Source organism: Nocardia sp. A7, assembly GCF_046549215.1.
Classification (GTDB): Bacteria; Actinomycetota; Actinomycetes; order Mycobacteriales; family Mycobacteriaceae; genus Nocardia.
The window spans coordinates 455,050-476,170 of the sequence record NZ_JAJPWE010000003.1 but is presented as its reverse complement, the minus strand read 5'-3'; the positions used below and the strand labels follow the sequence as shown (position 1 = coordinate 476,170).

The window sequence follows — 21,121 nt, the reverse complement described above, 5'->3', positions numbered from 1 at the left end:
CAGGCTCGATGAGAGGTGAATGAACTCGAATGGAAACTGCCCGTCGTTCTGCCCGCGGTACCCGCCGTCGCCGGTCGAGCAGTCCGACATTCGGGCAGTTGCTGACGGGCGCCGTCGAATCGGCCGCCGATCGGGTCGCGGTTCGGTTCAACCCGTCCGGTGACTCCGCCGATCAGCGTCAGCTCACCTATTCGGAGTTCGACCAGCAGTCCTCCCAGCTGGCCCGCGCGCTCATCGCCCGCGGCATCGGTCCCGGCGACGTGGTGGCCATCGGCATCGCCCGCTCGATCGAATCCGTGCTCGCGGTATGGGCGATCGCCAAGACCGGCGCCGCCTACGTCCCGGTCGACCCGAACTATCCGGCCGACCGCATCGCGCACATCGTGTCCGACTCGGGCGCGGTGCTCGGGCTCACCACCGCCGCCCAGCACGAGGTGCTCGGCACGGCGCTGACCTGGCTCGAACTCGACGATGCCGCGACAGCCGCCCACATCGCGGCCCAGCCCGCGCACCCGATCTCCTACACCGACCGGATCCGCACCCTCGACGAGCGGCACCCGGCCTACGTCATCTACACCTCGGGCTCCACCGGTAAGCCGAAGGGCGTTGTGGTGACCCACACCGGTCTGGCCGGGCTGGTCGCCGCCGAGCGCGCGCACTACCGTGTTGCCGCCGACTCGCGGGTGCTGCACGTGTGCTCGCCGAACTTCGACGTGTCGGTGCTCGAACTGCTGCTCACCTTCTCCGCGGGCGCCACCCTGGTGATCGCGCCGCCCGGCGTGTTCGGTGGTTTCGAACTCGCGGATCTGCTGCGCCGCGAACATGTTTCGCACATGCTCATCACGCCGGGCGCGCTGGAATCGGTCGATCCGGCCGACCTGGACGAGCTGCGGGTTGTGGTCGTCGCGGGTGACAAGTTCGGTCCGGAACTGGTCGGTCGCTGGGCTGTCGGCGAGCGTGAGTTCTACAACGGGTACGGCCCCACCGAGGCCACCATCCTGGCCACCAGCACTGCGCCGATGGACCCGGCCGCGCCGGTGACGATCGGTGCCGCGATCGCGGGCGTCGGCGCGTTCGTGCTGGATTCCCGGCTGCGCCCGGTCCCCGTCGGCGTGATCGGTGAGCTGTATCTGTCGGGTCCCGCACTGGCCCAGGGCTATCTGAACCGACCCGCGCTGACCGCGCAACGATTCGTCGCCAGCCCGTTCGGTGCCGAGTCCGGTGACGCGAACGCGCGCCTGTATCGCACCGGTGACCTGGTGCGCCGTGCCGAATCCGGCGACGGCGTCATCGAGTACATGGGCCGCTCGGACTTCCAGGTGAAGATCCGTGGCTTCCGGATCGAGCTCGGTGAGATCGACAACGCGCTCACCGCGCACCCCGATATCGATTTCGCGGCCACCCTCGGCAAGACCCTGCCTTCCGGTGTGACAGCACTGGTTTCGTATGTGATGCCCCGCCCCGGCGCCTCGGTCGATGTCGCCGCGCTCGACGCCTTCCTCGCGGAATCCTTGCCCGGCTACATGATTCCTGCCGCGATCATGGTCCTGGACCGCATCCCGCTGACTCCGGTGGGCAAGCTGGATCGAAAGGCGTTGCCGGAACCCGTCTTCGCCATGCGCGAGTTCCGTGCACCCGCGACACCGGTGCAGCAGGTGGTGGCGGGTGTCTTCGCCGAACTGCTGACCGCCGGTGCGCCGGAGGAGATCCGGGTCGGCGCCGACGACGACTTCTTCGAACTCGGCGGCAACTCGCTGTTGGCGGCGCAGGCCGCCACGCGCATCGGCGCCGCGCTCGACACCAGGATTCCGGTGCAGGTGCTGTTCGAGGTCAGCACGGTCTCGGGACTGGCCGAACGCGTCGAACGGCGTATCGGCACCGGTTCGGGCCAGGAGCTGGTGGCCCAGCAGCGCCCCGATTCGATTCCGCTGTCGTTCGCCCAGCAGCGGATGTGGTTCCTCAACCAGTTCGATCCGGCCAGCGCTGTGAACAACATGCCGATCGCGGTGCGCCTGTCGGGTGCGCTCGATGTCGACGCGTTGCGCGTCGCGGTCACCGACCTGGTGGCCCGCCACGAGGTGCTGCGCACGATGTATCCGCCGGTCGACGGGGTCGGCACGCAGCTGGTGCTGCCGCTGTCGGACCCGCGCGCCGTGCCCGCCCTCGCGGCGGACGACGCCACCGAGGACGCGATCGCGGCCTTGGTCACCGAGACCGTCGGTGCTGGCTTCGACGTCACCGTCGCCCCGCCGCTGCGGTTGCGCCTGCTGCGGCTGAGCGCGACCGAGCATGTGCTGGTCTGCGTGATGCACCACATCGCCGGTGACGGTGTGTCGATGGGTCCGCTCACCCGTGACCTGATGACCGCCTACGTGCGGCGCAGCGCGGGCAATGCGCCGGGCTGGCCCGAATTGGCCGTCCAGTACGCCGATTTCACACTCTGGCAGCGTGCCGTGCTCGGCACCGAGGACGACCCGGAGTCGATCCTGTCCCAGCAGATCGACTACTGGCGCACCCAGCTCGCCGGTGTGCCCGATCAGCTCGAGCTGCCGATCGATCGGCCGCGGCCCGCCACCGCCTCCTACCGGGGTGCGAGCCTGGACTTCCGTATCCCGGCCGAGGTGCACGCCGGGCTGGATCAGCTTGCGCGCACACATAATTCGACGCTGTTCATGGTTGTGCACGCTGCGCTGGCGGCGTTGCTGGCCAGGCTGTCGGGTAGCACCGACATCGCCATCGGCACGCCTGTCGCGGGTCGCGGTGACGCCGCGCTCGACGACCTGATCGGCATGTTCGTCAACACGCTGGTGTTGCGCACCGAGGTCGATTCGGCGGCCGGTTTCGAAGAGCTGCTCACCCGGACCCGCGCTGTCGATGTCGCGGCCTTCGGCCACGCCGACGTGCCGTTCGAGCGGTTGGTCGAGCTGCTCGATCCGGCTCGGTCGACCGCGCGCCACCCGCTGTTCCAGGTGATGCTCGCTTTCCAGAACATGGCGCGGACGGCACTCGAGCTGCCCGGCATGACGGTCTCCGGTGTCGAGCTGACCATGCCGTTCGCCAAGTTCGACCTGCAGTTCGAGATGGTGGAGGACACCGATCGCCACGGTGCGCCGCACGGCATCGCGGTCGGGCTCACCTATGCCACCGATCTGTTCGACGCCGACACCATTGCCGGGTTCGCCGACCGGTTCCAGCGGTTGCTGGCATCGATCGTCGCCGCCCCGGCCGAGCCGCTCGGTGCGATCGAGCTCATGGAGCCCGCTGAGCTGGATCGAATCCTGGTGCAGTGGAACGACACTCGCCACGATCTCGCACCGGAGCTGCTGCTCGATGGTTATCGGCGTGCCGTGGCCGAGTATCCCTCCGCTGTCGCTGTTGCCTACGAGGGTGCAGAGCTGACCTATCGGGAATTCGATGAGCGGGTCAACCGACTCGCGCGGTTGCTGGTGGCGCAGGGTGTCGGCCCCGAGTCCCTGGTCGGGCTCGCGATGCGGCGTTCGCTCGACCTGGTGGTCGGGATGTACGCGATCGTGACCGCCGGTGGGGCGTACGTGCCGATCGACCCGGATCATCCGGCCGATCGCATCGCGCACATTCTCGATACCGCCGCGCCCGCCGCTGTCCTGAGCACCACCGCGGATGCTGTCGAGGTTCCCGCCGGTGTGCCGGTGATCCTGGTGGATTCCGTGTCGCTCGAGGAGTTCTCGGGTGAGCCGCTCGAGTTGGCTTGCCCTGTGCTGCCGCAGAATCCGGCCTACGTCATCTTCACCTCCGGTTCCACCGGGCGGCCCAAGGGCGTGGCGGTGTCGCACGCGGCGATCGTCAACCAGATGGTCTACATGGGCGCCGAGTACGGGATCGGCCCGTCGGATGTGTATCTGCAGAAGACGCCCGCCACGTTCGACGTGTCGCTGTGGGGCTACTTCCTGCCGCTGCGGACCGGCGCCAAGCTGGTCGTGTCGACCCACGACGGACATCGTGACCCGGTGTATCTCGCTGAAACCATTGCGGCGCAGGGTGTTACGCTCACCGACTTCGTTCCGTCGATGCTGTCGGTCTTCGCCGCGCACACCACCGCGGGGTCGATTTCGAGTCTGCGTGCGGTGTTCGCCGCCGGTGAGGCGCTGCCCACCGAGACCGTGACCGACGTAGCCAGGGTGTCCACGGCCCGTGTGCACAACCTGTACGGACCTACCGAGGCTGCTGTCACTGTGACGCGCTGGCCCGCAAGCGACTCCGATCGTGGTTCGGTGCCGATGGGCGTGCCGGAGTGGAACACCCGTGTGTACGTGTTGGATTCGCGGCTGCGTGCCGTGCCAGCCGGGGTCGTCGGCGAGCTGTATCTCGCCGGTGACCAACTCGCTCGCGGTTACGTTGCCCGTCCAGGCCTGACCGCTGATCGGTTCGTCGCCAACCCCTTCGAGCCCGGTGCGCGGATGTATCGCTCCGGTGACCTCGTTCGCTGGGGTGGAACTTCGGCCGAGCCCGCGCTGGAATACCTGGGCCGCACCGACTTCCAGGTGAAGTTCCGTGGTCAGCGCATCGAACTCGGCGAGATCGAGACCGCCCTGCTCGCGCGGAATTCGGTCACCCAGGCCGTGGCTCTGGTGCTCGACACGGCGTCGGGCCAGCACCTGGTCGCGTATGTGGTGGCGCGCCCCGGCGAACAGCCCGAGCCGACGGAGCTGCGTACGGCCGTCGCGGAATCGTTGCCCGCGTACATGGTTCCCACCGTCGTGACGGTGCTGGACAGCTTCCCCCTCAACCCGAGCGGCAAACTCGACCGCAAGGCCCTGCCGGCACCCGCCTTCACCGCGGGCGAATTCCGCGCGCCCGCCACCCCCGCCGAGGAGATCATCGCCGGGGTCTTCGCGGAACTGCTCGGCATGGCCCGGGTCGGCGCCGACGACGACTACTTCGACATCGGCGGTAACTCGCTGCTCGCCACCCGCGCGATCGCCCGCATCAACGAGGCCCTCGACGCCCAGCTCACCATTCGCGACCTCTTCGAGACGCCCACCGTGACGGCCCTGGCCGCGCGCATCGGCGGGGCGAGCGGTACGCCCGCCCGCCCGCCGCTGGTCGCCGCCGAACGCCCGCAACGCATTCCGCTGTCGCTGGCCCAGCAGCGCATGTGGGTGGTCAACCAGCTCGACCCCACCTCGGGTTCCTACAACATCCCCTTCGCGATCCGCCTCTCCGGCGACCTCGACGTGGCCGCGCTCGACGCCGCCGTGACCGACGTGCTCGGCAGACACGAGTCCTTGCGCACGTACTTTCCGGTGGCTGGTGGCGCAGAGGCCGCTGCTGACGACACCGCAGTGGCCGATGGGATGCCGGTCCAGGAGATTCGCTCGGTAGCCGACGTGCTGCCGGATGGGCTCCAGGTCGAGACGACTACCGAAATCCTTACTCGTGCAGCCGAATTGGCCGGTGCGGGTTTCGACGTGACGCGTGAGGTTCCGCTGCGCGCACGGTTGCTGACCGATGGAACCTCGGCCGACTGGCTGCTTGTCGTTGTGGTGCACCATATTTCGGCCGACGGCGCATCGTTGGCGCCGCTCGCTCGCGATCTGATGACCGCCTATGTCGCCCGTGCGGCGGGGCAGAGCCCAGCGTGGGCGCCGCTGGAAGTTCAGTACGCGGACTTCGCGCTGTGGCAGCGGGCGGTCGTCGGCGACGACGAGCAGCCGCAATCCCTGGCCGCCGCCCAGCTCGACTACTGGCGTAACCAGTTGGCCGATGTGCCACCGCTGCTAGAGCTGCCGCAGGATCGCCCGCGTCCCTCGGTGCCGACCCTGCGCGGCGCCACCGCCGAACTACGCATGCCCGCCGAGGTGCACACCGCACTGAACCACCTCGCGCGCGAACACAAGTCGTCGCTGTTCATGGTCGTACACGCGGCGCTGGCCGTGCTGCTCGGACGGCTGTCGGGCACTGCCGATATCGCCATCGGCACCGCCGTCGCCGGTCGCGGTGAGCGGGCGCTCGACGATCTGGTCGGCATGTTCGTCAACACCCTGACCCTGCGGACCACGCTCGATCCGGCCGGATCGTTCGATGAGGCCGTCGACGTGGCCCGCGAGACGGATCTCGGCGCGTTCGCCAATGCCGACCTGCCGTTCGAGCGGGTCGCCGAGGTCGTCGCGCCGGGTCGCGGCAGTGCGCAGAGCCCGCTGTTCCAGGTGGCGCTCACCTTCAGCAACAACGAGACGGCCGCGCTCGAACTGCCCGGTCTGACCGTGAATGCGCTGGATACCGCGGTCGCGGCCAAGTTCGACCTACAGGTCGATGTCGAACCGCGCTTCACCGCCGCGGGTGAGCCCGGCGAACTGGTGACGCTGTTCAACTACGCCACCGACCTGTTCGACGAAGCCACCGTGCGCGGCATCGGCGCCCGCTTCGCCCGCATCCTGACCGCTGTCGCCGCCGACCCGCAGATCCGCATCGGCGACATCGACATCCTCGACGAGTCCGAACGCGCGCGGCTGCTCGCCGGTGCGGCGACGGCTCCCGCGCCGAGCACCCCGTCGGGCGGTACCACCCTCGCCCAGGCTTTCACCGCCGCCGCCGAGGACGACCCCGACGGCCCGGCCCTCGTATGGGGCGACGACGTGCTCACCTACGACCAGCTCGACACCCGCTCCGCACGCCTGGCCCGGCTGTTGATCGGCCGCGGCTTCGGCCCCGGCGACGGTGTGGCCGTTGATCTTCCGCGCGGGGTCGACTGGGCCGTCGCGGTTTGGGCGATCCTCAAGGCGGGCGCGGCGGTGATCCCGCTGACCGGCTCCGAGCCGCGGACCGAACCCACCGCGAAGCTGGGTATCACCGTCGGTGAACCTCGCGGCGTCGACTGGATCTCCCTCGACGACCCGGCGATCAGAACCGAACTGTCCACCCAGTCCGCTCGCCCCGTCACCTACGCCGACCGCACCCGTGCCCTGCGCGGCACGGATCCGGCCTTCGTCGGCGCCGACGGCACCCGCAGCTACGACGAACTCGCCACGGCGGGTGCGCAAGTGCGCACCGACACCGACCTGACCTTCGAAGCACGGACCTTCGGCTACAGCGCCGTCGACAGCTTCACCGCGCTCGTCGAGCCGGTGGCCGCCGGTGTCGCGGGCGCGTCGATGGTGTTGGCACCCTGTGTCGCAGGTGCGTCGTTCGCGGATGCCTCGTCGGTATCGGGGTCCGCCGACGCAGGAGTGCCGGTGCAGGCCTCGGATTCGACGGCGGTCGCGGCTGCTAACGGCCAGTCGCACGCGAACGAATTGTCGACGGTGTTGGCCGAGGAATGGGTGACCCACCTGTTCGGTGATCGGGCCGGTATCGAGGCGCTCGATACCGCCGGACTGGGCGATCTGCAGGCGCTGATCGCTGCGGATGCCGTACCGGGCAATCCGGGATCGGCCGAGGTCGTGCTGGTAATCGGAGATCTGCGCGCCCCGGTGGCGTGAGCCCGGAGTTCGCGTCACGGGTCCCTGTGCGGGACAAAGGTTTCGGTGATGGGTGAGGTGGAACAGCTATGACACGACCGGCGAGAACCCGACCGGTACGTACTCGTCGCCCGCGCGTCACCGCGTTGGCACAGCTGTTGGCCACCGCGGTCGAGATCAGCCCCGACGGTCTCGCGGTCGTCCTCGCCGACGCCACCCGTACCCTCGGCGCCCGCACCTACGCCGAACTCGACGAGCGCTCCAACCGCATCGCCCGCCTCCTGATCGGCCGCGGCATCGGCGCGGGCGACCTGGTGGCTATCGGAATCCCACGCTCCATCGAATCGGTACTCGCGGTCTGGGCCATCACCAAGACCGGCGCGGGCTTCGTCCCGGTCGACCCGAACTACCCCCCGGACCGCGTGGCCCACATGGTCACCGACTCCGGCGCGGTCTTCGGTCTGACGGTCGCCGCCGTGGCCGATGGTCTTCCCGCCGAGGTCCGATGGCTCGAACTCGACGCCGAGTCAACCGGCCGACTGTTCGACGATCTCTCCGGCGAGGCGATCACTGCGGCAGACCGGCTGCGTCCTGTCCGGGCTGAGGATCTGGCCTACCTGATCTACACCTCCGGCTCCACCGGTCTGCCCAAGGGCGTCGCGGTGACCCAGGCCGGGCTCGCTGGGTTCTGTGCGGAGCAGAGTCGGCACTACAGCGTCGAATCCAACTCGCGCACTCTGCATTTCGCGTCGCCGTCCTTCGATGCCTCGATGCTGGAGCTGCTGCTGGCGATCGGTGCGGGCGCCACGATGGTGATCGTCGACCCGAGTGTGTACGGCGGCGACGACCTAGCCGCGCTGCTTCGACGTGAGCGGGTGAGTCACGCTTTCATCACCCCGGCCGTGCTGGCGTCGGTCGACCCGGACGGACTGGACGACTTGCGGGTGGTGGCGGCCGGTGGCGAGGCTGTTCCCCCTGATCTGTTGCGGCGCTGGGCTGTTCCGCTCGCCGACGGCACGCTGCGCGCATTTCTCAACGTGTACGGTCCCACCGAGACGACCATCGTCACCAATATCAGTGTGCCGCTGAAGCCGGGTGACCCGATGACCATCGGCGGCCCGATCACCGGCGTCGCCGAATACGTTCTCGACGACCGGCTCGGTCCCGTCCCGCCCGGCGTCACCGGCGAGCTCTACATCACCGGCGCCCAGCTGACCCGCGGCTACCACGCCCGCCCCGGCCTCACCGCTTCCCGATATGTCGCGAATCCGTTCGACCCGGCCGGGTCTCGCCTCTACCGCACCGGCGACCTGGTCCGCTGGACCCCCGACAGCGCACTGGACTATGTGGGCCGCAACGACTTCCAGGTCAAGATTCGTGGTTTTCGGATCGAACTCGGTGAGATCGACGCGGTACTCGCGGCTCACGAAAGTCTCGACTTCGCCGCCACTATCGGTCACGAACTGGACAGTGGCGCAACCATTCTGGTGTCCTATGTGCATGCGGTGCCGGGCGCCACCGTCGACACCGCCGCCCTCACCGCCTTCGCTGAGCGCAGCCTGCCCGCGCACATGGTGCCGACCGTGCTGATGGAACTCGACACCATCCCGCTCACCCCGGTCGGCAAACTCGATCGCAGGGCACTGCCCACGCCCGTTCTCGAACACGCCGAATTCCGTTCTCCTGCAACACCAGTCGAGCAGATCGTGGCGGGCACCTTCGTCCAGGTGCTCGGCCTCGGCGACATGCAGATCGGCCGCGACGACGACTTCTTCGCGCTCGGCGGCAACTCGCTGATGGCCACTCAGGTCGCCGCCCGCCTCGGCGCCGCGCTGGATGCCGACTTCCCGGTCCGGCTGCTGTTCGAGGCGTCGACCGTGGAAGCCCTGGCGCGGCACCTCACCGAATCCGCCGGCGCCGGCGCACGTCCCGCGCTGGTGGCGGGGGAGCGGCCCGCGCGGATTCCGCTGTCGCTGGCCCAGCAGCGGATGTGGTTCCTCAATCAGTTCGATCCCGGCTCGGTCGCCTACAACATCCCGATGGCGGTGCGGCTGCACGGTGCCATCGATCGCGAGGCCTTGCGCGCGGCCGTGGCAGACCTCGTCGCCCGGCACGAAACCCTGCGGACGATCTACCCAGAGACCGACGACGGGCCGATCCAGCGGATTCTGGCTGGATCGGCAGCGACACCACAGCTCGAGGTGCGCTCGATCGCGCCCGACCAGCTCACCGCCGCCGTGCGCGAGTTCGGTTCGTCCGGGTTCGATGTGCGCGGCCAGGTGCCGCTGCGGGTCGCGTTGTTCGAGCTCGGCGCCGACGAATCGGTGCTCGCCGTTGTCGTGCACCACATCGCCGGCGACGGATCCTCGCTCGCGCCGCTGACCAGGGATCTCATGCTCGCCTACGCGGCGCGCTCGGCGGGTGACGCGCCGGATTGGGCACCGCTGGCCGTGCAGTACGCCGACTACGCGCTGTGGCAGCGAGCTCTGCTCGGCAGCGAGGACGACCCGGGGTCGTTGGCCGCCGCCCAGCTCGCCTACTGGCGGGACGCGCTGGCCGGTCTGCCCGACCAGCTCGACCTGCCCGCCGACCGGCCACGCCCCGCGATGCAGTCCTTCGCCGGCGGGCGCGTCCCGATCGAGGTCGACGCCGCAACCCACCGCGCACTACTGGCCGTGGCGCGCGACAGTGGCGCGACCCTGTTCATGGTTGTGCACACCGCCCTCGCGGTGACCCTGGCCAGGCTTGCGGGCACCGACGATCTGGCGGTCGGCACCCCCATCGCGGGCCGTGGTGACGCCGCGCTGGACGACCTGATCGGCATGTTCGTCAACACCCTGGTCTTCCGCACCACCCTCGAACCGGGCGAGTCGTTCACCGAACTCCTCGCCCGCCAACGCGATATCGACCTGCAGGTGTTCGCGAACGCGGACCTGCCCTTCGAACGCCTCGTCGAGGCGATCAACCCGGCCCGCTCCACCGCCCGCCATCCGCTGTTCCAGGTCGGCTTGTCCTTCCAGAACCTCAGCCGTACCGGCCTCGAACTCGGCGATACCGCGGTCGAGGGTGTCGACGTCGACCTCGCGGTATCTCAGTTCGACCTGCACGCGATCGTCGCCGACGCCTACGACAGCGACGGTGTCGCGCAGGGGATCAGCGGCGTGTTCACCTACGCCACCGACCTTTTCGACGCATCGACCGCCCGGACCTACGCGGACCGGTTCGCGCGAGTTCTCACCGCGATCGCCACCGCGCCGCAACGCCCCGTCGATGACATCGAACTACTCTTCGATGCCGAGCGGGAACGAATCCTGCACGGCTGGAACGCAACCGACCACCCCTATCCGAGTGCGACCCTCGCCTCCCTCTTCGCCGACACCGCGGCGGCCGACCCCGATGGCGTCGCACTCGTCGATGCCGACGGCACGCAGCTCACCTACCGCGATCTCGCCGCCCGCGTGAATCAGCTCGCACGGCACCTGATCGCGCGGGGGGTGCGAGTCGAGGACCGCGTCGCGCTGGCCGTGCGCCGATCCACCGACCTCGTCATCGCCATGTACGCGGTGACCCAGGCAGGTGCCGCTTATGTCCCGGTGGACCCGGATCAACCGGCCGACCGTATCGCGTATGTGCTCGAGACGGCTGCGCCCGCTTGCGTCCTGACCACCGCGCGTGACGGTTTCGCGCGCGATGGCGTCATCGAGGCCACCGGCAGTGCGTCTGCATCGGTGATCGCCATCGACACGATCGACTTGTCCGCGATCTCGTCAGCCCCGATCACGGCGGGCGAGCGCATCGGTGTGCTGCGTCCGGAGAACACGGCCTACCTCATCTTCACCTCCGGCTCGACCGGTAAGCCGAAAGGCGTGGCGGTCTCGCACGGTGCGATAGTCAATCAGTTGCGTTGGAAGACAGCGGCTTTCGGCCTAGGCCGCGACGACTCGGTGCTGTTGAAGACCGCCGCCACGTTCGACCTCTCGGTCTGGGAGTTCTGGTCGGCCGCGGTCTGTGGTGGCCGCCTGGTGATCACCGCCCCCGACGGTCACCGGGACCCCGCCTACCTGCTTCGCGTCCTCGCCGAGCAATCGGTGACAACCCTGCACATAGTGCCCTCCATGCTCGACGCTCTGCTCGCCGAATCCGAAGGCACCCTGCCGAATTCACTGCGCCGGGTGCTCGCCATCGGTGAAGCCCTCCCCGCCGCGACCGCCCAGCGTTTCCTCGCGAGCAACCCCGCGGCACTGCACAACCTGTACGGCCCGACCGAAGCCGCTGTCTCCATCACCGATCACCGCGTCACCACCACCGACAGTGCCACGGTCCCGATCGGCCGACCCGCATGGAACACCCGCGTCTACGTCCTCGATGCCCGGCTGCGCCCGGTCCCGGTGGGGGTCGCGGGGGAGCTGTATCTCGCGGGCGCCCAACTGGCTCGCGGCTACCACGCCCGCCCCGACCTCACCGCCGACCGATTCATCGCCGATCCCTTCGCCGGTGGCGCGCGCATGTACCGCACCGGTGACCTCGTCGCGTGGACCGCCGACGGCGAACTCGAATACCGCGGCCGCACCGACTTCCAGGTCAAGATTCGCGGATTCCGTATCGAACTCGGCGAGATCGAAGCCGCTCTGCTCGCCGCACCGCGGATCGCCAATGCGGCTGTCGTCGCCACCGAGGATCCGCGACTCGGCGGACGTCTCGCCGCCTACGTCGTACCCGCACCCGCGACAACGCTCACCCCCGCGGACGCCAAAGCCGCAGTGGCGCAGGTACTGCCGTCATATATGGTGCCCGCGGCCTTCGTGGTCCTCGACCGCCTCCCGCTGAACGCGAACGGCAAACTCGACAGAGCCGCCCTCCCGGCACCGGTGCTCGAACCCCGCCGCTACCGCGCCCCCGAGACCGCCGACGAGATCGCGGTAGCCACGGTCTTCACCGAGGTTCTCGGCGCGCGAACCCCCGGCCTCGACGACGACTTCTTCGCCCTCGGCGGCAACTCCCTGCTGGCCACCCGCGTGGTGCACCACCTGCGCGAACACACCGGCGTGGAGCTCACCGTCGCCGCGTTCTTCGCCGATCCGACCGTCGCGGGTCTCGCGACGAGAATCAGCGAAGGCCCGGCCACCGCGGCGGACATGGAAGCCGCGCTGTCGGTCGTGCTCCCGATCGCCCGCCGCGGCACCCGCGCACCGCTGATCTGCGTGCACCCGGTCTCCGGCCTGGCATGGGCTTACGCGAGCCTGGTGCCGTATCTGCCCGACGATCAGCCCGTCGTCGGCATCCAGTCGCCCGCACTGAACGACCCGGATTTCCGGCCCACCTCGGCCGAGGAGCTCGTCGACCGCTACCTGGCCGAAATTCGTGGCGTCCAACCGCACGGCCCCTATCAGTTGCTCGGCTGGTCGCTCGGCGGCGTGCTCGCTCAGGCCGTCGCGACCCGCCTGCAGGCCGAGGGCGAAACCGTGGCGTCGCTGACGATGCTCGACAGCCTTCCGGGCGCTGCCCTCGTTGATTTCGAGGCCGAACTGCGGCACGTGCTCACCGAACTCGGCCTCACTGAACACCAGCTACCCGAGCGGCTCGCCGAACTCGATGACGCCGCGCTGGGATCGCTGCACGCCGCGCTGGCGGGAGACGCACCGATCTCGCGAGCGCAATTCGTCGGTATGTATCGCGGCGCACTGCGCTCGGTGGCCCTTCTCACCGAACTCCGGCCCGCCCGATTCGACGGCGATCTGACCTATTTCACGGCCGTGCGGACCCCCCAAAAACTGGGGGACGGAGCATCCAGATGGCGGCCTTTCGTCAGCGGGATCATTGCTGACCACCCGGTCGAGGCCACCCACCAGCAGATGCTCTCGCCTGTGGCGTTAGCTACAGCCGGACCGGTGATTGCGCAGGTCGTCGCGGGTGCGGACCGATCCGTCCATACCTCTCCGTAACGGACTACACGGGTATTACGATTCCGTTGCGATAGAGGTGGTGTGTCGTGGCGCACACCTCGGCGACGGTCGGCGATAGCTATATAGGTGTGGCTATGCTGTGTCCGACTCGGCCGCCGGACGCGAGAGGTGTATTGGTCTGTGGAAACCCCCCGCCGCACGGGCCGTGCCGGTCGCCGACGTGCAACCGGCGCACCGTTGTTCGGACAACTGCTCACGGCCGCCGTCGAGTCCGCGGCCGATTCGATCGCGCTGCGCTACAACCCCACCGGGTCGCCCGGCGCGGAACAGTGCCTCACTTATCGTGAGCTCGACGAGCGATCCTCGCGCCTGGCACGAGAACTCATCGACCGTGGCATGGGTGCGGGCGACGTTGTCGCGATCGCCATCGCCCGCTCGATCGAGTCCGTGCTCGCGGTGTGGGCCATCGCGAAAACCGGCGCCGCGTACGTGCCGGTGGACCCGGCCTACCCGCCCGACCGGATCGCCCACATCGTGGCCGATTCCGGCGCGACCATCGGCCTGACCACCGCCGCGCACCGCGCGTGCCTCGGCACCACCGCGTACTGGATCGAGCTCGACGACCCGGTGGTCGCCGGACGCATCGCGGTGCGGCCCGGGCACGCGGTGAGCTACGCCGACCGGATCCGTCCGATCGACGAGGGTCATCCGGCCTACGTCATCTACACCTCCGGCTCGACCGGCAAGCCCAAGGGTGTCGAGGTCACGCACGCGGGGCTTGCCACGCTGGTCGCCGCCGAGCGCGAACACTATGGTGTGCAGGCGGATTCGCGTGTGCTGCACGTTTGCTCGCCGAACTTCGATGTGTCGGTGCTCGAGCTGCTGCTTGCCTTCGGGGCCGGTGCGACGCTGGTGATCTCGCCGCCGCGCGTGTTCGGTGGATTCGAACTGTCGGACCTGCTGCGCCGCGAACGCATCACCCACCTGCTGATCACCCCGGGCGCGCTCGAGTCGGTCGACCCGGCCGGGCTGCCGGACCTGACGACCGTGATCGTCGCGGGCGACCGGTTCGGGCCGGAGCTGGTCGGCCGCTGGGCCACCGGCGGGCGCGCGTTCTACAACGGGTACGGGCCGACCGAGGCGACGATCCTCGCCACCAGCACCGGAAAGCTGCACGCGAACGCGCCGATCACCATCGGCACCGCGGTGCCTGGCATGGGCTTGTACGTGCTCGACGCGCGGCTGCGGCCGGTGCCAGCCGGGGTGGTCGGCGAGCTGTACCTGTCCGGTCCCGCCCTCGCACAGGGGTATCTGGGCAGGCCGGGGCTCACTTCGGAACGTTTCGTCGCCTCGCCGTTCGGGCCGGGCAGGCTGTACCGCACCGGTGATCTGGTGCGCCGATTCGAACACGACGGCACGCTGGAATACCTGGGTCGCACCGACTTCCAGGTGAAGGTGCGCGGTTTCCGGATCGAGCTGGGCGAGATCGAGAACGCGCTCACCGCCCACCCCGACCTCGACTACGCGGTGACACTGGGCAAGACGATGCCCTCGGGCGCGACGGCGCTGGTCGCCTACGTGCTGCCGCGCGTCGGCCGCACGGTCGACACCGGGGAACTGGCGGAATTCCTCGCGGAATCGTTGCCCGCGTACATGATTCCGTCGGTCATCATGGTCCTCGACGCGCTGCCGCTGACGTCGGTCGGCAAGCTCGATCGCGCCGCGCTGCCGACGCCGGTGTTCACCGCGCGTGGCTTCCGCGCGCCCGCGACCCCGGCCGAACAGGTGGTCGCCGATGTATTCGCCGCACTGTTGCTGCGCGACGGCGCTGGCCGGGTCGGCGCCGACGACGACTTCTTCGAACTGGGCGGTGACTCGTTGCTCGCCGCGCAGGCGGTGGCCCGCATCGGTGCCGCGCTGGACGTGCGGGTGCCGGTACAGGCGGTCTTCGAGGCGCCGACCGTCGCCGGTCTCGCCAATCGTGCCGAGCAGCAACGCCTTTCGGTGAACGCGCTGCCGCTGACGCCGCGGCCGCGCCCCGAGTTGGTCCCGCTTTCGTATGCGCAGCAACGGATGTGGTTCCTCAATCGCTTCGATCCCGCGTCGGCGGTGGACAACATCCCGGTCGCGGTTCGCCTGTCCGGGCGCCTCGACCTGCCCGCCCTGCGCGCCGCGATCGCCGATCTGATCGCGCGGCACGAGGTGCTGCGCACGGTGTACCCGGTGGCCGAGGGACCCATCGGTGACGGCGTGGTACTCGACGGCGAGGGTCATCAGTTGGTGCTCGCGGCGGGCGATCCCGCCGCCATGCCGGAGTTCGAGGTCGTCGAGGTCGGCGAGGACGAGCTCACCGAGGCGATCGGGGCAGCCGCGCTGACCGGCTTCGACGTCACAGCGGGCCCGCCGGTGCGGGTGCGGGTGCTCGCGATCTCGGACAACGAACACGTCGTGGTGTGCGTGGTGCACCACATTGCCGCCGACGGATTCTCGTTCGCGCCGCTGACCAGGGATCTGCTCACCGCCTACGCCGAGCGCCGCGGCGGCGGCGCGCCGCAATGGCCGCCGCTGCCGGTGCAGTACGTCGACTACACGCTGTGGCAGCGCGAACTGCTCGGCGTGGAGAACGACCCGGATTCGCTGCTCGCCGCGCAACTGGCCTTCTGGCGAAAGACCCTGTCCGGCTTGCCCGAGCAGCTCGAACTACCAGCGGACCGGCCGCGTCCCGTCGTGTCGAGCCGGGCGGGTGGCTCGCTGAGTGTTCAGGTGCCCGCCTCGGTCCACGCTGGCCTGTCCGTGCTGGCCCGCGAGCACAACGCCACGCTGTTCATGGTGGTGCACACCGCGCTGGCCATGCTGCTGGCCCGGCTCTCCGGCACCCGCGACATCGCGATCGGCACCCCGGTCGCCGGCCGCGGTGAGCAGGCGCTCGACGAGCTGATCGGCATGTTCGTCAACACCCTGGTCCTGCGCACCGAGGTGAACCCGGCGGTGAACTTCGCCGACCTGCTCACCGAGGTCAGAGCGCGCGATCTCGCCGCCTTCGGGCATGCCGACGTGCCGTTCGAACGACTCGTGGATCTGCTGGAGCCGGTGCGCTCGACCGCACGGCACCCGCTGTTCCAGGTGATGCTGACCTTCCAGAACCTGGCCCGTACCGACCTGGCGCTCCCCGGCCTCGCCGTCTCCGCCGCCGACTTCACGGTGCCGCTGGCGAAGTTCGACCTGCAGGTGGAACTCGCCGAACACATCGGTGTCGACGGCGCGGCGCAGGGCATGGCGGCCACCTTCGTCTATGCCGCCGACCTTTTCGATCGCGCCACCGTCGCCGACTTCGCCGATCGCTGGATGCGGGTGCTCGCCGCGGTCGCCGCCGATCCGCGCACACCCGTCGGCGATATCGATGTGCTCGCCCCCGGTGAGCGTGAACTCGTGCTGCGCGAGGGCAATTCGCCCGGCATCGCGGTTCCCGAGGTGACGCTCGCCGATCTGATCAGTGCCCAGGCACAGCAGCGGCCCGAGGCGATCGCGGTCAGAGCGGGGGAGCGGTCTCTCACCTTCGCCGATCTGCTCGGGCGTGCCTCCGCCCTGGCTCGTGCGCTCATCGAGAAGGGCGCGGGTCCGGAAACCCTGGTGGCCGTTGCCGTTCCGCGCACCTCGGAGCTGCCGGTCGCCTTACTGGCGGTACTGCTCTCCGGTGCGGGATATCTCCCGATCGACTCCGGATATCCCGTGCAGCGCCTGGAATACGTGATCTCCGACGCGAAACCCACTGTCCTGCTGACGACTTCGGGTGAAGACGACCTGCTCAGGGCCTCGTCCGATCGCGATCCGCTGTCGACGGTGCCGTTGGGAACATCGCTGGCGAACCTGCCTGTGGTGCTGCTCGGCGAGGAGACCGCTTTCTCCACCGCACCGCTGCAGCCCGGCGAGCGCCGTGCCGCGCTGCGCCCGGACCATCTGGCGTACGTCATCTACACCTCGGGTTCCACCGGCCTGCCCAAGGGCGTCGGGGTGACCCATCGCAATGTGCTCGAACTGTTCGCCAACACCCAGTTGCTGTTCGAATTCGACTCCGACGATGTGTGGACGGTGTTCCACTCCTTCGCGTTCGACTTCTCCGTCTGGGAACTGTGGTGCGCGCTGGCAGGCGGATCGTCGGTCGTCGTTGTCGACCACCTGACTTCTCGTTCGCCGAACGAATTCCGCGAACTGCTGGCCCGCGAACACGTGACGGTGCTGAGCCAAACCCCCACTGCCTTCGCCCAACTCGACGAAGCCGACCGCGCCGCACAGGCCGCCGGTGCGGCACCGCTGCCGCTGCGCTACGTGGTCTTCGGCGGCGAGGCCTTGGACCCCCGCAAGCTCAACCGGTGGTACGACCGCTACGGAAACAGCGCGGGCGCACCGGAACTCGTCAACATGTACGGCATCACCGAAACGACCGTCCATGTCTCCCACCAGGTACTGACCGAGCGGACGGCCGACATCGTGGCCCACCGGGCAGGGTCGGACACCGACCACACCGGGACGGCGGAGGCGACCGAAGATCGGCACGACACTGCCGCCGAACTGGCGGGCAGCCTCATCGGCCGCGCACTGCCCGGACTGTCGGTCGTCGTCCTCGACGACCGGCTGCGCCCCGTCCCGTTCGGCGTCGCGGGTGAGCTCTACATCGCGGGTAATCAACTCTCGCGTGGCTACCTGGGCAAGCCGGGCCTCACCGCGACCCGCTTCGTCGCCGACCCGTTCGGCGAACCGGGTGCCCGCCGCTACCGATCCGGCGACCTCGGCCGCTGGATCGGGTTCCGCGGCACCCCCACCCTCGAATACGGCGGCCGCGGCGACCAGCAGGTCCAGTTGCGCGGCTTCCGGGTCGAGCCGGGCGAGATCGAGGCCGCCCTGTTGCGCGTACCCGGCGTCGGCCAGTCCGCGGTGATCGTGCGCGCCGACGAGCACGCCGGTGACCGCCTGATCGCTTACGTCGTCCCGGCCTCGGAGGTGGTAGCCGAGCCCGCGTCCGTGCCGAAGGGCCCGGTAGGTGCCCGCTTCGGACGTCCTGATGACGATGCCGAGTCCGCTGATCGTCGCGTGTCCACAACGCTCGACCCGGTGGACGTGCGTGCCGCCGTCGGCGAATTCCTCACCGGCTACATGGTTCCCGACGCCGTGGTGGTGGTGCCGGAACTGCCGATGACCACCAACGGCAAACTCGACCGGGCCGCACTGCCCGCGCCGGAGTTCACCGCGGCCACCACCTTCCGCGCCCCGACCACCCCCATCGAACTCAGCGTCGCCGAGGTGTTCGCGACCCTGCTCGGCGTGCCCGAGGTCGGTCTCGACGACAACTTCTTCGACCGCGGCGGCAACTCGCTGCTGGCCACCAGGGCCATCGCCCGCATCGACCAGGCGCTCAGTACCGACCTGGTGGTGCGCGACCTGTTCGAGGCGCCGACCGTCGGTTCGCTCGCCGCCCGGGTGCGCCCCGGTTCGGTGGCGGCGCCACGACCGCCGCTGATCCCGGCGCAGGATCGCGGCGTGATTCCGCTCTCGCCCGCGCAGCAGCGGATGTGGTTGCTCAACCGCATCGACCCCGACTCACCGGCATACAACATCCCGTTGGTCCTGCGACTGCGCGGCGCACTCGACACCTCGGCCCTGCGTTACGCCGTCGCCGATGTGCTCGAACGGCACGAAGCGCTGCGTACCCGCTTCCCGGCCGACGATGCCGATGCTGTTCCGTACCAGGAGATCCTGCCCGTCAGCGCGGTGCTGCCCACCGGTCTCGCGCTCGAGGAGTGCGATGACCCGCGCGATCGGGTAATGCGCTTGCTCGCAGGCGGTTTCGACGTCGCCGAGCGAGTTCCCTTGCGCGCCGGGCTGTTCACCTCGCCCGCCGACGATCCGCTCGCCGAGGAAGAGTACGTGCTCGCCGTGGTGGTGCAGCACATCATCGCCGACGGTGCCTCCCTCGCGCCGCTGGCCCGCGACCTCGTGATCGCCTACCGGGCCCGCGTCGAAGGCCGCTCGCCCGCTTGGGCGCCGCTGCCGGTGCAGTACGCCGACTACGCGCTGTGGCAGCGGGTGGTACTCGGCTCGGAATCCGACGAGAATTCAACCGCGGCAAGGCAGCTGGAATTCTGGCGGCAGACGCTGGCAGGCCGGTCCGGGACGGTCGAACTGCCGCACGACCACCCGCGTCCCGCGCACGCCTCGCTGCGCGGGGCCGACGTGAGCACCTCCCTGCCCGCCGACGTGCACGTCCGCCTCGCCGAACTCGCCCGCAGCCACAACGCGTCGCTGTTCATGGTCGTGCACGCGGCACTGGCGGTGCTGCTCGCCCGGATCTCCGGCAGCACCGATATCGCGATCGGCACCCCGATCGCCGGCCGTGGCGAACCCGAACTCGACGACCTGGTCGGCATGTTCGTCAATACCCTGACCCTGCGCACCGAAGTCGACCCGCACCGCGGATTCGACGAATTGGTCAGCGCCGCACGCGAAGTCGGCCTCGCCGCGTTCGCCAACGCCGACCTGCCGTTCGAGCGGGTCGTCGAGGAGGTGGCCTCGACCGGCGTGGTTTCGCACAACCCGCTGTTCCAGGTGGTGCTCTCGTTCCACAACAACGAGACCCCTGTGCTCCGCCTGCCCGGCCTCACCATCGAAGCGGTGGATCTCGCGGCCCGGCCCGCCAAGTTCGACCTGCAGGTCAACATCGAACCGCGCCTGTCCGCCACCGGTGAACCGGACGAGATCGGCGTCGTCTTCACCTACGCCACTGACCTTTTCGACGAGCACACCGTGGCGGCCTTCGCGCGCGGACTCACCGAGATCGTCACCGCGGTCGCCGCCGATCCCACGGTGCGCGTCGGCGATATCGACCTGCGTGACGCGGGCGAACGCGAACGCGCGCTGACGGCGGCGGACTACGCCCCCGCGCCATCGGCCAACGGTGCCGCGCTGGCTCAGGAACTGGCCTCCGCCGTGGAGGAGGACCCGGACGCGCCCGCCCTCGACCTGGGCGATGACGTGCTGGCCTACGCCGAGTTCGACGCCCGCTCGTCGCAACTGGCGCGCTCGCTGATCGCCCGCGGGGCCGGGCCGGGCACGGGAGTCGCGGTTCGCCTCGACCGCGGGGTGGACGCGGCGATCGCGACCTGGGCGGTGCTCAAGGCCGGTGCCGCGGTGGTGCCGCTGATGACGATGGACGCGGACCTGCCGGGCAACCTCGAGGTGAAACTCGGCCTGACCATCGACATCCTCGACGCACCGGACGGCCTGGACTGGTACGACCTGGCCGACCCTGCGCTGCACGCCGAACTGGCCGCGGAATCGCCGCGCCCGATCGGCTACGCCCACCGCACCCGCGCCCTGCGCGGCGACGACGTGGCCTTCGTCGGCGGTGGCCGCACGCTGAGCTATGACGAGTTGGCGACCGCGGCCGAGCAGGTCGCCCAGCGCGCCGGGCTCACCTTCGAATCGCGCACGCGAGCGGCGGGCAGGCCGGATTCGGTGGCGGGTGTGCTCGAGATCGTCTCGGCCGCGATCGCGGGCGCGACGCTGGTGATGGGGGCAGACCAGGGGGGTGCCGACGAGGTGAGCCACGTGTTCACCGAGTCGGCCGTGGCCGAACCCGGCGACGGGACCGGTGCGAGGATTGTCGCGCTCAGTGAGATGATCGGCAACGCCGGGCAGCCGCACGAGCGGCGCACGGTGGTCGGGATGGATGGATAGGTGACACGTTCACTGGCTGGTCCGCGCGCGGTGCGCGTCCGTGCCGGTGTG

At 69.5% G+C, this 21,121-nt stretch carries 3 protein-coding genes; all 3 read left to right on the top strand.

The annotated features are described in order from the left end of the window. Positions 1 to 29: 29 nt before the first annotated feature. The 3 genes from ACLJPD_RS20010 (at position 30) to ACLJPD_RS20000 (ending at position 21,070) form a co-directional block, all read left to right on the top strand. Positions 30 to 7,457, top strand: a complete 7,428-nt coding sequence (locus ACLJPD_RS20010; protein ID WP_410874025.1) for an amino acid adenylation domain-containing protein — start codon at positions 30 to 32, stop codon at positions 7,455 to 7,457. Positions 7,458 to 7,525: 68 nt separating this feature from the next. Further along, positions 7,526 to 13,378 carry an amino acid adenylation domain-containing protein gene (locus tag ACLJPD_RS20005; RefSeq protein WP_410874023.1) on the top strand — a complete coding sequence of 1,951 codons (5,853 nt, stop codon included), beginning with the start codon at positions 7,526 to 7,528 and terminating at the stop codon, positions 13,376 to 13,378. A gap of 141 nt (positions 13,379 to 13,519) precedes the next feature. After that, entirely contained in the window at positions 13,520 to 21,070 is a 7,551-nt protein-coding gene (locus tag ACLJPD_RS20000; protein ID WP_410874022.1) for an amino acid adenylation domain-containing protein, read from the top strand. Positions 21,071 to 21,121: the final 51 nt, after the last annotated feature.